The following is a 15,609-nucleotide window of genomic DNA, read 5'->3' as shown; positions in this document are numbered from 1 at the left end:
GCATGTGCTCGTAAATTAATTAAAATTAAAATTAAAAATAATCTGACTCCGATTTATTTCATGCTGTTGTTTCTACGTGAATTATTTATTTTAAATTGTGGCGAATTTTTATTTTATTGTTCGCTTCTTAACTTGTTTTTTATTTGTTATGTAAACGTTATGGTAGAGAGTGAATTATGGACACGGTATTTGACCGAATTAATCGTTCAGACCATCAGCAGATTGCAGAAATAACACGTTTCTTACGTGCCAATGATCTGAATATAGATACCACCGTTGAGGTGTTTATTACCGTAAGCCGTAATGAAAAGCTTGTAGCTTGTGGTGGCATTGCTGGCAATATTATCAAATGCGTGGCAATCAGTGAGCAGGTGCGGGGCGAAGGGTTGGCACTCACGTTGGCAACTGAGTTAGTCAATCTGGCCTATGAACGCCACCATAGCCATCTGTTTATTTATACCAAAACTAAAAATGAGAGCTTGTTTAAAGCTTGTGGCTTTTATCCTATAGCCAGTGTCCCGGGTATTGCGGTGTTGATGGAAAATAGCGACTGCCGTTTGCAGCGCTATGCCAAACAATTAAGTCAATTACGCCAGCCAGGGCAGAAAATTGGCAGTATTGTAATGAATGCCAACCCGTTTACCCGCGGGCATCAATATTTGGTGCGGCAGGCCGCGGCCCAATGTGATTGGTTACATCTGTTTTTAGTCAAAGAAGATAATTCGCGTTTCCCGTACGAAGATCGACTGCAATTGGTGCTCGAAGGCACGCAAGATATTGCAAATCTGACGGTACACCCCGGCTCGGAATATATGATTTCCCGCGCCACATTCCCGTGCTATTTCATTAAAGATCAAGGTGTGGCAGATGACTGTTATACCGAGATTGACCTGAAAATATTCCGCCAATATTTAGCTCCGGCACTGGGTGTCACTCATCGTTTTGTTGGAACTGAGCCGTTTTGTAGCGTGACGGCCAAATATAACCGCGACATGGGCTTTTGGCTGGAAACGCCATCATTGCCTTATCCGCCGATTGCATTGGTAGAAATTGAACGCCTCAAATATCACAACACCGCCATTTCCGCCTCATGGGTGCGCAAATTACTGGCCCAGGGAGATGGCGAAACCATTCGAAAATTAGTGCCTCCGGCGACCTGCCATTACTTACAGCGACTGTTGGCGCAACGCGCACATAAGGCAGCCAGCGCCGAGAAAAGCCCCACGCGAGTAAAGAATTCAGCCCTGTTTTAACTGATTAAAAGCAGTTGGTTACAGCAGGGCGCAAAGATAGGGACTGATGTGTAAATCAGAAACCGCGAATTTGAAGACAAGTTAATCAGGTGAAACATGAAAATTATTAGAGAGGCCGTCGCCGGAACGTTGGAGTCAAGCGACGTTATGGTGCGCATCGCGCCATTAAATCCACCCGAAATAGACCTGCAAATACACAGCAGTGTAGACAAGCAATTTGGTGAAGCCATTCGCTACAGCGTATTGGCGTTGCTGGAACAGTATCGAGTGACCGGGGTGCAACTGATTATTGACGATAAAGGCGCGCTAGATTGCGTTTTGCAAGCACGGCTGGAAACCGCGCTGCTGAGAGCCTGCGATGAAAAAATTCTGCCATGGAGAGCGCATTGATGAAACCCGAAATGAAAAACAGAATGCGCCGCAGCATGTTATTTGTTCCCGGTGCTAATGCTGCCATGGTCAGTAATGCCTTTATTTATCAGGCTGATGCACTGATGTTTGATCTGGAGGACTCGGTTATCCTGCGCGAAAAAGATGCCGCTCGTCGTTTGGTTTATCACGCCTTGCAGCATCCACTGTATCAAGATGTGGAAACCATAGTTCGCGTCAATGCATTGGATTCAGCTTATGGTCTGGCTGACTTAGAGGCTGTCGTGCGCGGTGGGGCGGATATCGTGCGTTTGCCGAAAACTGACCACGCGAAAGATGTGGCAGATATGGCGGATGAAATCAGCCGTATCGAGTCGGAGTGCGGCCGCGAAGTGGGCAGCACCGGCCTGTTAGCGGCAATTGAGTCTGCGCAGGGCATTACGCAGGCGCTGGCTATTGCACAGGCATCCCCGCGTTTAATGGGCATTGCCTTGGGAGCCGAGGATTATGTCCGCAACTTGCGCACTGATCGCTCGCCCGAGGGCATTGAACTGTTATTTGCGCGCTGTTCAATTTTGCAGGCGGCCCGCGCTGTCGGTATTCAAGCTTTCGACACCGTGTATTCCGATGCCAATAACGAAGCCGGTTTCTTGCAGGAAGCCGCGCTCATCAAACAACTGGGTTTTGATGGCAAATCGCTGATAAACCCACGCCAAATCGAACTATTACATAACCTCTATGCCCCGACTGAGAAAGAAGTCCGCCATGCACAGGCGGTGGTCGATGCCGCTGTTGCGGCAGAAGCCGAAGGACGCGGGGTGGTTTCCCTGAACGGCAAGATGGTGGACAGCCCGGTAATTGAGCGGGCGCGGTTGGTTTTACAGCGTGCGGCCAGCGGCCTGCGTGAGGAATAAGAAATGAATAGGCAACAACGGATAGCCAGCTTAAGTGATTGTCAGGATAACAGCCCGGCGCATCCCCCATATCAAAGCAGCTCGAAAGCGAATTTACAGGCGCAAAAACCGCGCGATAGCAAGGTTTGTGATTCATTGGAAAATGCTATCCGCCGCAGTGGGTTGCAAGATGGCATGACCATCTCCTTCCACCATGCTTTTCGTGCCGGTGATTTGACCTTAAATCTGGTCATGAATGCCATTGCAGCCATGGGATTCAAAAACTTACGTTTAGCTTCCAGCTCCCTGAGTGACTGCCATTCACCGCTGGTTGAGCATATTCGCAATGGCGTAGTCAGCGAAATATACACCTCGGGTATGCGCGGGCCGCTGGCAGAGGAAATATCGCGCGGATTATTAACCAAACCTGTTCAAGTTCACTCACATGGTGGCCGCGTTAATCTGATTGAGTCCGGCGAATTGACTATTGATGTCGCCTTTATTGGGGTTCCGGCCGGTGATGAGTTCGGCAATGCCAATGGTTTTAGTGGGAATGCCTGTTGTGGTTCCTTGGGCTATGCCCGTGTTGATGCTGAATATGCCGCCTGTGTGGTGCTGTTAACTGAAGCTTTGCTGGCTTATCCACACCATCCCGCCAGTATTACTCAGGATCAGGTCGATTTGATTGTGCAAGTTGAGAAAGTGGGAGATGCCGACAAGATTGGTGCTGATACCACCCGAATGACCTCTAATCCCCGCGAATTATTAATTGCTCGCCGCGCCGCAGAGGTGATTGCGGGCTCGGGCTATTTTGTCGACGGCTTCTCTTTGCAGACCGGCACCGGCGGGGCATCACTGGCCGTGACCCGCTTCCTGGAGGACAAAATGGTGCGCCGCAATATCACGGCGGCTTTTGCCCTCGGGGGGATCACCTCAACCATGGTGGAACTGCATGAAAAAGGGCTGATTACCAAGCTGTTAGATGTGCAAAGTTTTGACAAACAGGCGGCTTCTTCACTGGCTCGCAATCCGCAGCATATTGAAATCAGTGCGAATCAATATGCCAATTTCAGTTCAAAAGGCGCATCAGTTGACCGGCTGGATGTGGTGGTGCTCAGTGCGCTGGAGATTGACATTGGTTTTAACGTCAATGTGTTGACCGGCTCTGATGGCGTGCTGCGCGGGGCTTCGGGTGGCCATTGTGATACCGCGGTAGCGGCGCGATTGTCAATTATTGTGGCGCCGCTGGTGCGTGGGCGGATCCCGACCTTAGTCAAGGAAGTGACAACCTGCGTGACGCCGGGTTCCAGTGTGGACATTCTCGTGACCGATCACGGTATTGCGGTCAATCCGGCACGGCCAGAACTGGCAGAACGTTTGCAACAGGCGGGTTTACCGGTGGTGACTATCGATTGGCTTTATCAGCGCGCGCTGACCCTGACGGGCGCACCGCAACCTATCAAATTCACCGACCGTGTGGTGGCCGTAGTGCGTTACCGCGACGGCTCGGTGATTGATGTTGTTCATCAGATACAGGAGTAGGCGATGAATACATTTTCCCCGGCGTTAGCGGCTAACCGGCCGATTAGTTTGCCGGAATTGCTGACCAGTCGAGAGTCGCGCCAGAGCCGTCAACAGGTTTGGTTGGCTCGCCACCAAGTCACGTTGATTTCTCTGACCTTAGTCGCGCCCGGTGCAGTGAAAGATAACCCATTGACGCGCAAGCTGTTTGCGTTGGCGTGGCAAGCGATTACTGCATTGAGCCAGCAGCAATCTTGGCCGGTATTGCAGCAAGAAGTTTTCCCATTGCCGACTGGGTGTGAAGGGCTGATAGCGGTTGATTTGCCTGCGGAGCAGGTGAAAGACGCCGCACTGTTACTGGAGCTAAAGCACCCGCAGGGCCGGTTATGGGATATCGATGTGCTTGATATTTCAGGGCGAATTTTGTCGCGTCGTGATGTCGGCTTGGCTGCCCGCCGCTGCCTGTTATGCCACCGCCCAGCGCATGTTTGTGCTCGAGCGCAAACCCACAGTATCGAAGAATTACTGGCCCAGATGGAGTTGATGCTCAATGCCACAACTGCAACGCACTGACGACATGGTGCTGTCGTCGTCGGCACATTGGCAGGGATCTAGCTTTAGCCAAAAATATGGTGCACTGGCTTATCAGGCGCTGTTGGCCGAAGTCAACCTGACTCCCAAACCCGGTTTGGTCGACCGCGTTAATTGTGGCGCACATCGGGATATGGCGCTGCTCGATTTTTATCACAGTGCGGATGCTATTGCGCCGTGGCTGCCACGTTTTATTGAGCATGGTATTCGCCACAGTGATGTGCACGGGCAGGCGGCACTGAGCCGTTTACGACCACTGGGGCTGGCGTGTGAAAACAGCATGTTTTTGGCCACCGGCGGTGTGAATACCCATAAAGGCAGCGTTTTTTCACTGGGATTAATGTGCTGTGCGCTCGGGCGGTTGAGTGTGCGTGCGCAACAAATCAGTGCTGAAACGGTGTGTCAGGAGGTTGCCAGCTTATGTTGTGGGCTAACCGAGCGCGAGTTGTACCAATCCAATCCGCAACAAACTGCGGGTCAGCGCCTGTTTTATCAACATGGCCTGACCGGTGCGCGCGGTGAGGCGGAATCAGGTTTTGCGACGGTGTTAACCCATGCTTTACCCGCATACCGGCGCTTATTAGCTGACGGAGCGCAACCTGATCATGCCCTATTGCACACCTTGCTGATTTTGATGTCCGTCAATCGCGATACCAATGTGGTTTCTCGTGGCGGTATGGCGGGGTTGCAATGGTTACAACAACAGGCGACAGAACTTCTGGCCTCACTCTCACCGGCAGGGATGCGCGCGCCTCTCAGCCAGTTAAAAGTGCGGAGGTTTGACGCCCAGTGTATCGCCCGTAATCTTAGCCCCGGCGGCAGCGCTGACCTGCTGATCCTGACCTGGTTTCTGGCGCAATTTCCTCATCATATCCCTGACAAAAATAATAACGGAGTTATACCCGTCATCTTTCAAGATGCAGGGTTGTTGGCTGCCATCACTCACCCAAGTCATTGAGTTATCTCAACTCCTGGGTTCATTCCGTTGCCGTCTAACTGCAACTTGAAATCTATTGGGTATATAGGAGTCACTTTATGTTGAAGTCGCATGAGAAATTATGGAAAGCGCTCGCGCCTTTTGTGGTGCTGGCGGTTTTGCTATTGATACCCACGCCGGAAGGTATGCCACCTCAAGCCTGGCGCTATTTTGCGATTTTTGTCGCTATGATTGTCGGGATGATTTTAGAGCCGATTCCCGCCACCGCGATAAGCTTTATTGCGGTAACGATTTGCGTGCTGAGCTCTGATTGGGTGCTATTCAGTGCGGCGGAAGTGGCCGATGCCAGTTTCAATGGTAGTAAAGAGTCATTGAAATGGGGGCTGGCGGGGTTCTCCAGCACCACCGTCTGGCTGGTGTTTGGCGCATTTATCTTTGCGCTCGGCTATGAAGCGACCGGGTTGGGCCGTCGAATCGCCTTGTTCATGGTTAAATTCATGGGCAAACGGACTCTGACATTGGGTTATGCTATTGTTATTATTGATATTCTCTTAGCACCATTTACTCCATCGAATACTGCCCGCACGGGGGGGACGGTGTTCCCGGTGGTCAAAAACCTGCCACCGCTATTTGATTCCTACCCGCATGACCCCTCGTCACGGCGGATTGGCGGTTATCTGATGTGGATGATGGTGATCGGCACCAGCATCAGTTCCTCCATGTTTGTAACCGGCGCGGCACCTAACGTGCTCGGTATTGAGTTTGTGAATAAGATTGCCGGTGTGCATATCGGGTGGATGCAGTGGTTCTTGGCATTCCTGCCCGTGGGCTTAATTTTGCTGGTCGTCGCACCTTGGCTCTCTTATGTACTATATAAGCCCGGTGTCACCAAAAGTGATGAAGTGGCGGCTTGGGCACAAACAGCATTGAAAGAGATGGGGGCCTTGACTCGCCAAGAGATGACGCTGATTGGCTTGGTGCTGTTGAGCCTGTGTTTGTGGGTATTTGGCAGTAAGTTTATTGATGCAACGGCGGTCGGTTTACTGGCAGTATCGCTGATGCTGGCGCTACATGTGGTGTCGTGGAAGGATATTACCAAATACTCCAGCGCCTGGAATACCTTGGTCAATCTGGCGACATTAGTGGTGATGGCCAACGGCCTGACTCGCTCCGGATTTATTGATTGGTTCGCCAACACCATGAGCACCCATCTGGACGGTTTCTCACCGAATATGACCATTGTCGCATTAGTGTTAGTGTTTTATTTCTCCCACTATCTGTTTGCCAGTTTGTCTGCCCATACCGCCACCATGTTGCCGGTGATTTTAGCTGTCGGTAAAGGGTTGAGTGGCGTGCCGATGGAACATTTATCCATGTTGCTAGTATTGTCTATTGGGATCATGGGGGTTCTCACCCCATATGCTACCGGCCCTGGCGTGATTATTTATGGTTGCGGCTATGTGAAATCAAAAGACTATTGGCGGCTGGGCGGGATCATGGGGGTGTTCTACATTACCATGTTGCTGCTGGTGGGGTGGCCAATCATGAGTCTATGGTATTGATTTAATTAATTTTATTTATCTCGGTTGGGCCAGTCAGCGGCCCAACTGAGTAAAAGCGGCCTATCTTAGCCGTTGTGCACACCAAAGACTCTGGGCAACCACAGCGATATTTCCGGGATATAGGTGACCAACATCAGCACCAAGAACAGCGCGCCATAAAACGGCAGCATGGCTTTCACCACTTGTTCAATTTTCTGTTTACTCACCGCACTGGCGACAAATAACACCGAGCCGACCGGGGGAGTAATCAAGCCAATCCCGAGATTAATCAACATAATCATGCCGAAATGCACCGGGTCAATGCCTAATGAATTGGTGACCGGCATCAATACCGGGGTCAATATCAAAATCAGCGGCGCCATATCCATCAAAGTGCCGATCAGCAACAGCATGATATTGATACATATCAGAATGACGTATTTATTATCAGAAACTGAGGTAAAGAACTCCGTGATTCGCTCGGGTAATTGCATATAGGTCATGATGGCGCCAAAACTGGCCGCAAACCCGATCAAAATCATCACGATAGTGACGGTTTTTACCGTGCGGTACATCAACTTGGGTAACTCTGACCATTTATAATCACGATAGATAAACATGGTCACAAAAAACGACCATAAACAGGCAATTGCGGCTGATTCAGTGGCCGTAAATATCCCGGAAAGAATGCCCCCCATGATGATGACTACCGTCATCAGCCCCCATAATGTGTCGACAAAGATTTTAAGCGCCTGACGGAAGGGCACGCGTTCACCTTTGGGATAGCCCCGCTTATAAGCAAAGCCGACACACATCAGCATCAGTGTGAAACTGAGCAACAGGCCCGGTAGGATCCCGGCAATAAACAGAGCCGCAATAGAGACCGTACCGCCGGTTGCTAATGAATAAATCACTGAATTATGGCTAGGAGGAGTCAATATTGCTTGCACTGAGCCACTGGCAGTCACGGCGGCGGCAAAATCACGGGGATAACCTTTTTTATCCATTTCGGGGATCATCACTGAGCCAATTGAGGCAGTATCTGCCACTGACGAGCCTGAAATGGCACCGAAAAATGTTGAGGCGACAATATTGACCAGTGACAGACCGCCACGGATAAACCCAACGAAGATATAGGCGAAACTTACCAGCCGCCGCGCTATTCCCCCTTCGGCCATAATGGCACCCGCCAGAATAAAGAATGGAATGGCTAATAATGAGAATTTGTTTACGCCACTGGTAATTTGAATCATTACGGCTTCGAGAGGTAAATCAATCCAAAATGCGCCAGCAATAGCACTTAAGCCGACGGCGTAGGCCACAGGCACTCCGATAGCCAACAAAATTGCCAAAGTAAAAACTAAAATAAATGCGTCCATAAGGCAAAGTTCCCCAAATTATGAATTGCCAATCATGACGACCGGGCGGTGGGTTTGTGGGCCAAAAAACAAGCGCTCGATAATAAAGAGTAAGGTAATAGCGGAGCCGATAGGCAGAGGAATATAAGTTTGCCCGGCGGTCAGTAATGGGAACTCCGCCACGGGTTGTGACCAAAGTTCGCTGCACAAAATGTAGCTGTACACCAAAATAAACAGGCTTATTAATATCATCAGCAAATCCACCAATATCAGGCAGACTTTTTTACCTGTTTCAGACAGCCGGTCGGTGACCATACTGACCGCGATATGTGAGCCGGAGCGATAACTGGCCGCTGCGCCAACAAAGGTAAAAGTGACCATGCATAAAATAGCCACGGGTTCGGGCCAAGATAAGCCATCATTGAGCACATAACGGGCGAATATCCCTATAGGAATAACCGCAACCATAATAATTAAAGCAATACCAGCAACCCAGATTGACAGGCGATATAAAACATCCATCGTTGATAGATAAGAGCGAGCCATAGTGGAGACCTCAGAATATAGGCGGTATTCGAACAGCGTCATACCGCCAAAAGAGTATTATTGGACAGCACTGATTTGCTGGATAAGGTCTTGGTAATCTTTGCCAAATTCATCACGAACGGATTGGGTAGCTTTGTAATAATGGTCATGATCAATTTCATGATATTGCACACCGCCAGCTTTCATTTTGTCATGAGATTGCTGTACGTAGGCTTGCCATAATACCCGCTGTTCTGCCTGTGCTTCTTTTGCCAGTTTCAGAATGGCTTGCTGATCTTCAGGAGATAACTTATCCCACTTGGTTTTAGAATAAAGGAACAATTCGGGAATAATAAAATGGCCGCTCAAGGTATAATTCTTAACGACTGGCATATAGTTATGTGCGACAAAAGTGGGTTCGTTATTTTCAGTGCCATCAATAACCCCAGTTTGCATGCCACTGAATACTTCACTGACCCCCATACTCAGTGAGTTAGCGCCCATGGCTTTCAGTGTTGCCAGCGCAATAGGGCTACCTTGTACACGGATTTTCATGCCTTTAAGATCTTCAGGTTTAATGACCGGCTGTTTAGTTATTAGATTACGAGTGCCGGCATCCATCCACCCGAGGAAGACCAATTTTGAGTCTTTACTGTTAGTGATTTTATCGCCAATTTCCTGACCTATCTTACCATCAAGCACTTTATGCAAGTGATCTTCATCGCGGAACATATAGGGCAGAGTAAAGACACTGATCTCCGGTAAAATAGAAGCAACGGGTGTCATAGAGACACGAATAATATCAATTGCTCCCATTTGAGCCTGCTCTATCATTTGTTTCTCATCACCTAACACCCCACCTGGGAATGTTTTAATTTCCAGGCGACCATCAGTGGCCGTCTTCAGTTTGTCTCCCATATTTTTAACTGCGACCACATTGGGATAATCTTTAGGGTGAACATCAGCGGCTTTAATTTGTTGCGCGGTGGCTATTTGGCTAAATAAAATGGTAGAAATTGCTAGGCAGAGTGTTGGTAGTGGCTTAGGAAATTTCATTCGGCGGTCTCCAGAATTCATTAAAATAATAAATAAAATTACAGTATTTCTAATAGTGAAATAGTTATATGAAAGGGTTATTCCTTTATCCCATGACATTCAACCTAGCTGTTTACATTTGCTTTTAAATTGACCATTGTCACAGAAAAAGAAATGGGAGAAACTGCGTTTCAATAATTGTGAAGTGGCATTTCATGATGAATTAAAATCAAAAAATGAGGAGTGAATGACATCGTTTTTAGGCCATTTACGAGGTGCAACTTGAAGTGACTAACGTTTTACATCAAATGGCTGGGTCTGATATTGTGACAATGCGAGTTAGCTACTACTATATCCGCCATACTGCAAGTTGCAGAAGTGTTAGCTGTCTTTTCTTTGTTCCACCCCAGTCACTTAATGTGTCAGATTGCGGGGATGGCTTAATTGCCGCTCTCCTGTGATTCAAATTTTTCAGGGTATAAAACGCTATGAATCAACATAAGCAGGATAACGTGTGACGCCGGTATTTCTCAGTAATTTTACCTTTGCCGCATTACCCGCCGCCGGTTTGAATAATCAACCCTTATTTCATGGGCTTTTGGCTAAATGTGATTTTGATGTCAATGTTTATCGGGATGAGTTGTTTACCGTATATGGCATCGCGTTCCCGGGCAGTTTACAAAAAGCCGTTGCTAAACGGCGTGCTGAATATCTGGCCGGGCGCTTTGTTGCCAGACAAGTCCTTAATATGCTAGAAGTCCGCGATTATTCTTTGCTCAATGGTATCGACCGCGCGCCATGCTGGCCAGCCGGGCTGATTGGCAGCATCAGCCATAATACCCAACGCGCGTTGTGCGGCGCACAAATAATAGCACCTGCTAATGAGCTGTTAGATGTAAGTCGTCGACTGCATGGTATTGGCCTAGATATCGAAAGTTTAATTGCTGTTGAAAGAGCGGACAACCTATGGCCGGGTATTCTTAGTGAAGAGGAATATTACTGTTTTCAAGATGGCCCATTACCATTCAACCAATTGCTGACATTGGCTTTTTCTGCTAAAGAGAGTTTATTTAAAGCGGTATACCCACAACTTGGGCGTTATTTTGATTTTCTTGAGGCAAAGTTGCTCAGCTATTCGCTTGATACTGGGCGTTTTGAATTGCAATTGTTGCGAGAGTTAAGTGAAGACTTTCCTGCTGGGCGCTGTTTTACCGGGTGTTTCACATTAAATAACCATGACATTCAAACATTTATTGCTTATTAATTATGATGTTATCGCCAAATGACATTATTTTTAATATTTTTAGGTTGGAAAGTTCAATTGGAATAGACTAAATATTAGCTACTGAAAATATTTATTGATAGGACATCATGAAATATATAGTGCTATTGCTCTTCATCCTATGTGTAGCTTATGTGCATTTTCGCGGCAAGGTTCGTTATAAATTCTGGCGTCAACTCTCAGACCATTCGACATTCGTTTCGCCACTGAATGTCTTTATGTATTTATTTTCACGAGTCCCCTCTACGCCCTATTTAAAGCAAGACCTTTTTCCCGAACTTGCCGTATTACGAGATAATTGGTTAAAAATCAGGGAGGAAGGCAGAGCATTAATGGAAATCCAGCAAATAAAAGCATCGGATAAATATAATGATGCCGGTTTTAACTCTTTCTTTAAAACGGGTTGGAAGCGCTTTTATTTGAAGTGGTATGAAGATAGCCACCCATCGGCAATGACGTTGTGCCCCCATACAACCACATTATTACAGGGCTTGCCCTCGGTGAAAGCAGCAATGTTTGCTGAATTACCAGATGGCAGCCGTTTACCTCGTCACCGTGATCCTTACGCCGGTTCTTTGCGCTATCATCTTGGTTTAATTACCCCGAATGATGATCGCTGTTTTATTGATGTGGATGGGACAACCTACAGTTGGCGTGATGGTGAGGGAATATTGTTTGACGAAACCTATATTCACTATGCTGAAAATCAGAGTGGGCAAGACCGGCTTATTTTATTTTGCGATATTGAGCGCCCAATGCGCTATCGTTGGGCACAGTGGGTTAACCATTGGCTAGGGCGAAATCTAATGAGTGCCGCTACCGCACCCAATGAAGAGGGGGACAGGACTGGGGGCGTCAATCGAATTTTTAAATATATCTATGCGGTACGTAAGGTGGGCAAACGTCTTAAAGCCTGGAATCGCAGAATATATTATCTTATTAAGTGGCTTTTATTCGGAGGCATTGCTGCTTTAATTTTTTATGCGCTGTGATGATAGCTCTTTATTATTCCCGACCAAGCTCCACTTACAGAGTATTTGATTAACGATATTTTTTGCAGTAGAAAGCAAAAATCCCGCTTAGTTGCCCAAGCGGGATTTTCTAATTTGGCTCCTCTGATTGGGTTCTCTTTAGCCAGTAACTGGCTAATATATAAGCTGAATCTAAATCATCTCTCTGTCAAGACCCCAGAGTGACCAGCAAAAACACAATTCCTTGTGATGCAATGATTTTGGATTTATAACTGTAGTGGCACACTGAATTTGGCCACCTGAACAGAGGTGATATGCTCACCTCAGAACAACACAGGTGTCTCAATGAAAAAAAGAAATTTTAGTTCAGAGTTTAACCAAAAATCCGCTGGACACAACTTTTCAGGGAAAAGTGCTCTTTTGAGCCGGGAGGATGGGCGCTACCACAAGTACCGTCGACTGATAGGGCAGATCCCGGCCGCCACCCCGAGTCTGACTACCAGTCGACCCTATCTTATCAATATAAAGTAGTTAGCTTACGTCTTACATTCACCGGCGATAAATCACTCTTACTGTGATACAGAAATTCAATTTCACCTAAGAATTGATCGTAAGTAATACTGTGAATACTTGATAAATTCAGAATTGGCATCGGAACAGTAGCATCTTTGTGTTGTAATGAACTGTTCCTGCGAAACTCCAGTTTTTTTAATCTATAAGCTTTGGCTTCAGAAGTGTTGGGTTTCGATAACTGATTGTCCATTACCACTTCCGAAGGAAGAAATGGGCTGGTAATTGGTTCATAATGAGATATAACGTTTATTTCACTGGATTTATTCTGGCTGTTCCTTTGCTTATTAACTAAAGACTTTCTTAATTCTCTAAGGGTATCATCAACCACCCCCATATATTTATCCACCTTTGCCGCTTTTTTAAGCTTTAGCCCTGCTTTTACACCTTTTTTATCATTAATAGTAATTAAAATTGGCGTATCCCTAACAATGTTAATACTATTTATGGTAGGTAAGTTATTGACAAGTGTTGTCGATTGCTTATTGTTTACTGCCTTTTCAAAAATGGTCAATGAATTTTTATTAGTGTATTGAGCCAGCGTTTTACTTTCTTCCAGTAAAGGTAATGGATAACACCAGAGTATATCATCCCCCCCACCATGCATAGCAATCGGCATTATCTTCCACTCAGCGAAGAGAGCAGCCTCATGGTCAAGCGCTGTAACTTTAAAATTTTCTTTGTCGGGATGGAATATATTATCCTTCTTATCTGCCGCTTCTGACGTATTGCTTTTTATCTTTAATAAATCTAATGCCAAGCGCGCCCCCACCGCTGTTCGGGGCATGACCATATAAGTGCTGGGATTAACCATACTTCCTACTTGTAGCCTTAGTTCTCCTTTGACTTCAAGTCTAATGAAAAATTCCTTTTCTTTTATTTTTTCGGCTTTAGCTTCAGTAATGGTCATATTTCTAAGCAAAGAGTCTTTTTTCGGTTCTGAAAACTGTGTGGCAAATTCTTTGAAGTGTTCTTCTGACATATCAAATGAGAAATTGTTACCTAAGATACATTGTGCGGCAATAATAGCATTTGCCTCGAAGGGCATTACTTTCATGTAATCTATCTTCGGCGTATTCAGTAATGTTTTTTCCCACCCTTGTCCGGTGCCAACCAAACCAGTAGCAGCTACTTTATGACGATTGTTAAATGAGACTCTGATATTGCTAGTTTCTGTTTTGGCTATTGTCAGGCTGTGACTATCTGATAGTTCTGCGACAATACCAGCGAACCATCCCGGAGCGAAGGGGGGGCCACCGGGAGCAATGCCAAAGAATGCAGCTATCCTGTCAGAACTGGTCAAATGTAATGTATCTTTGGGCTTAATTTCATTAGCCAAATTTATTAATGATTTTGACAGGTTTTGCTCTGGTTTTACCCCCAGAGCATCATTAGCGACCTTTGATAAAGGTTTAGCATTAGCCCTCAGTCTATTTATATTATGGCCGTATAATTTTTCTTTACTGTCAATATTATTCCCAATTGCTGAGGCTGTTGGTTTAACCAAACTTGGAACTGTAGTATAAACCGCACTAATTCCCGGGTCGATAGCTTTTGCGATATGCGTTATAGCCTCTTTATGTCGACCTTCTACGGAATGTTGTTTAGCTTGTTTTATATTTGTCCTAAATGTATCGATTATAGATGAAAACAAAGGGATATTTTTGCTGCTGAAATTAGCCTTGCGATCTGATGTAAAAGGTTGACCTGCATGATATTTTTCATGAGGATCATTTCCTATGCGCGATGAAAACACTTGTGGCGGCTTATGGCTTATTTTATTAACGACCAATTTCTTAGATGATATATGTCTGGGGTCGATAAACAGAACCCTCCTTTTACTTCTATTTTTAATCTCCACCTGTAAAACACCCATTGTTTTTTTTATGCTTGAGAGGCTATAACCTGTACGTAATGGGATTTTAATTTCATAAAGTAAACATGAATAATCTTTTACATTATCTCCTTCTTGAATTGATTTTAAATATAACTTATTGTTTGTTGTAAAGTATGAAACGGAGTGGTTATTGTCAATTTTAAATGTTAGATCTTCTTTTTTTCCTTCCAAGGAATAGTCTGTTAAATCAAGAGTAATGAACTGCCCCTTACTATTTACATCGAGTTCAGGAATAGAGATGTTTATGACATAACTTTTTCCTGTATTTCGCTCAGTACCGATTAATAGACCATTATCATCTATGTAGAGACTTTTAAATTTCTTGTCACATTCACTATCTATCAATTGTGAAGTTTTATACTTATAACCTGTAGTGTATTTTTTGAAGATCCCTTCAAAAAAATCATAACTATCCCCTTTAATTAAAACTAAGTGGCCATTATTATCGAGAGACATTCCACAATAATTAACAGGGAGTGTTGTTGTTGAACCACAATATACATAATCTTTGCTGTTTATTTGACTTAATTTACTGTCCTTATATTCAATTTTTACTAGATTACTTAGAGTTTGATTACTATCAGACAGTGCAAGATTAGAAATTAACTCACTACGCCTTAGACTCAATGGCGAGTTATTTATCTCTTTTAATTTGTTTTTTAAAGAAAATTGATCTCCTTCAGAAAACGAATGCCGTCTTAAAAAGTGATTTCTTTTTTCAATATCTATTGTTCTATGCTTGCTATCGTTTATTGTTAACATTTATTCTCCAGAATAGGCCTATTTATTAAACGTGTAAAATGTTGGTTCAAGAACAGTAATAGCATTTGATACCTACAAATGTAAATATTTCACAGTTGATCTTT

The 15,609-nt window shown here is 45.5% G+C and carries 13 protein-coding genes; 9 read left to right on the top strand and 4 right to left on the bottom strand.

Translation table 11 applies throughout. The features are described 5' to 3' along the window. Positions 1 to 176: 176 nt before the first annotated feature. The 7 genes from citC (at position 177) to D5F51_RS11230 (ending at position 7,126) form a co-directional block, all read left to right on the top strand. The gene (citC, locus tag D5F51_RS11260; protein WP_129196789.1) at positions 177 to 1,253 is read left to right on the top strand and encodes a [citrate (pro-3S)-lyase] ligase; all 1,077 of its coding nucleotides are present in this window, start codon (positions 177 to 179) and stop codon (positions 1,251 to 1,253) included. Between the two features lie 96 nt (positions 1,254 to 1,349). Further along, complete coding sequence (gene citD, locus D5F51_RS11255; protein ID WP_025377851.1) at positions 1,350 to 1,643, top strand: citrate lyase acyl carrier protein; 294 nt, start codon at positions 1,350 to 1,352, stop codon at positions 1,641 to 1,643. Then, positions 1,643 to 2,536, top strand: coding sequence for an aldolase/citrate lyase family protein (locus tag D5F51_RS11250; RefSeq protein WP_162301727.1), 894 nt, complete (start codon positions 1,643 to 1,645; stop codon positions 2,534 to 2,536). The genes citD and D5F51_RS11250 overlap by 1 nt, the downstream gene beginning before the upstream one ends. A gap of 3 nt (positions 2,537 to 2,539) precedes the next feature. Continuing rightward, the gene (gene citF, locus D5F51_RS11245) at positions 2,540 to 4,057 is read left to right on the top strand and encodes a citrate lyase subunit alpha (protein ID WP_129196785.1); all 1,518 of its coding nucleotides are present in this window, start codon (positions 2,540 to 2,542) and stop codon (positions 4,055 to 4,057) included. Positions 4,058 to 4,060: 3 nt separating this feature from the next. Then, positions 4,061 to 4,609: a citrate lyase holo-[acyl-carrier protein] synthase gene (citX, locus tag D5F51_RS11240; protein WP_129196783.1), complete on the top strand. Its 549-nt coding sequence runs from the start codon at positions 4,061 to 4,063 to the stop codon at positions 4,607 to 4,609. Further along, positions 4,587 to 5,585, top strand: a complete 999-nt coding sequence (gene citG / locus D5F51_RS11235; RefSeq protein ID WP_129196781.1) for a triphosphoribosyl-dephospho-CoA synthase CitG — start codon at positions 4,587 to 4,589, stop codon at positions 5,583 to 5,585. The genes citX and citG overlap by 23 nt, the downstream gene beginning before the upstream one ends. 77 nt (positions 5,586 to 5,662) lie before the next feature. Next, positions 5,663 to 7,126: an anion permease gene (locus D5F51_RS11230; protein ID WP_129196779.1), complete on the top strand. Its 1,464-nt coding sequence runs from the start codon at positions 5,663 to 5,665 to the stop codon at positions 7,124 to 7,126. Positions 7,127 to 7,191: 65 nt separating this feature from the next. Here the strand turns inward: D5F51_RS11230 and D5F51_RS11225 are convergent, their stop codons facing one another. From D5F51_RS11225 to D5F51_RS11215, 3 genes are read right to left on the bottom strand one after another with little or no spacing between them, the layout of a single operon-like run. Next, positions 7,192 to 8,484, bottom strand: coding sequence for a TRAP transporter large permease (locus tag D5F51_RS11225; protein WP_129196777.1), 1,293 nt, complete (start codon positions 8,482 to 8,484; stop codon positions 7,192 to 7,194). 18 nt (positions 8,485 to 8,502) lie between these two features. Beyond that, a complete protein-coding gene (locus tag D5F51_RS11220) occupies positions 8,503 to 9,009 on the bottom strand; it encodes a TRAP transporter small permease (protein WP_025377858.1) in 507 nt (168 codons plus the stop codon). A 57-nt stretch (positions 9,010 to 9,066) separates the two neighbouring features. Further along, positions 9,067 to 10,044, bottom strand: a complete 978-nt coding sequence (locus tag D5F51_RS11215) for a TRAP transporter substrate-binding protein (RefSeq protein WP_129196775.1) — start codon at positions 10,042 to 10,044, stop codon at positions 9,067 to 9,069. 493 nt (positions 10,045 to 10,537) lie between these two features. Here D5F51_RS11215 and D5F51_RS11210 point away from each other — a divergent pair, with 493 nt between their 5' ends. Both D5F51_RS11210 and lpxO read left to right on the top strand, forming a co-directional pair. Beyond that, positions 10,538 to 11,287, top strand: a complete 750-nt coding sequence (locus D5F51_RS11210; RefSeq protein WP_129196773.1) for a 4'-phosphopantetheinyl transferase family protein — start codon at positions 10,538 to 10,540, stop codon at positions 11,285 to 11,287. Positions 11,288 to 11,394: 107 nt separating this feature from the next. Continuing rightward, positions 11,395 to 12,297 carry a lipid A hydroxylase LpxO gene (lpxO, locus tag D5F51_RS11205; RefSeq protein WP_025377860.1) on the top strand — a complete coding sequence of 301 codons (903 nt, stop codon included), beginning with the start codon at positions 11,395 to 11,397 and terminating at the stop codon, positions 12,295 to 12,297. Positions 12,298 to 12,793: 496 nt separating this feature from the next. On the opposite strand, the gene D5F51_RS11200 is transcribed toward lpxO, so the two are convergent. Beyond that, the gene (locus D5F51_RS11200) at positions 12,794 to 15,505 is read right to left on the bottom strand and encodes a hypothetical protein (protein ID WP_129196771.1); all 2,712 of its coding nucleotides are present in this window, start codon (positions 15,503 to 15,505) and stop codon (positions 12,794 to 12,796) included. Between the last annotated feature and the right edge of the window lie 104 nt (positions 15,506 to 15,609).

Origin of the sequence: Yersinia hibernica (assembly GCF_004124235.1) — a bacterium.
In the GTDB taxonomy this organism is placed as follows: Bacteria; Pseudomonadota; Gammaproteobacteria; order Enterobacterales; family Enterobacteriaceae; genus Yersinia; species Yersinia hibernica.
Note: the sequence above shows the minus strand (reverse complement) of the source record. Positions and strands in the feature narration are given on the sequence as shown.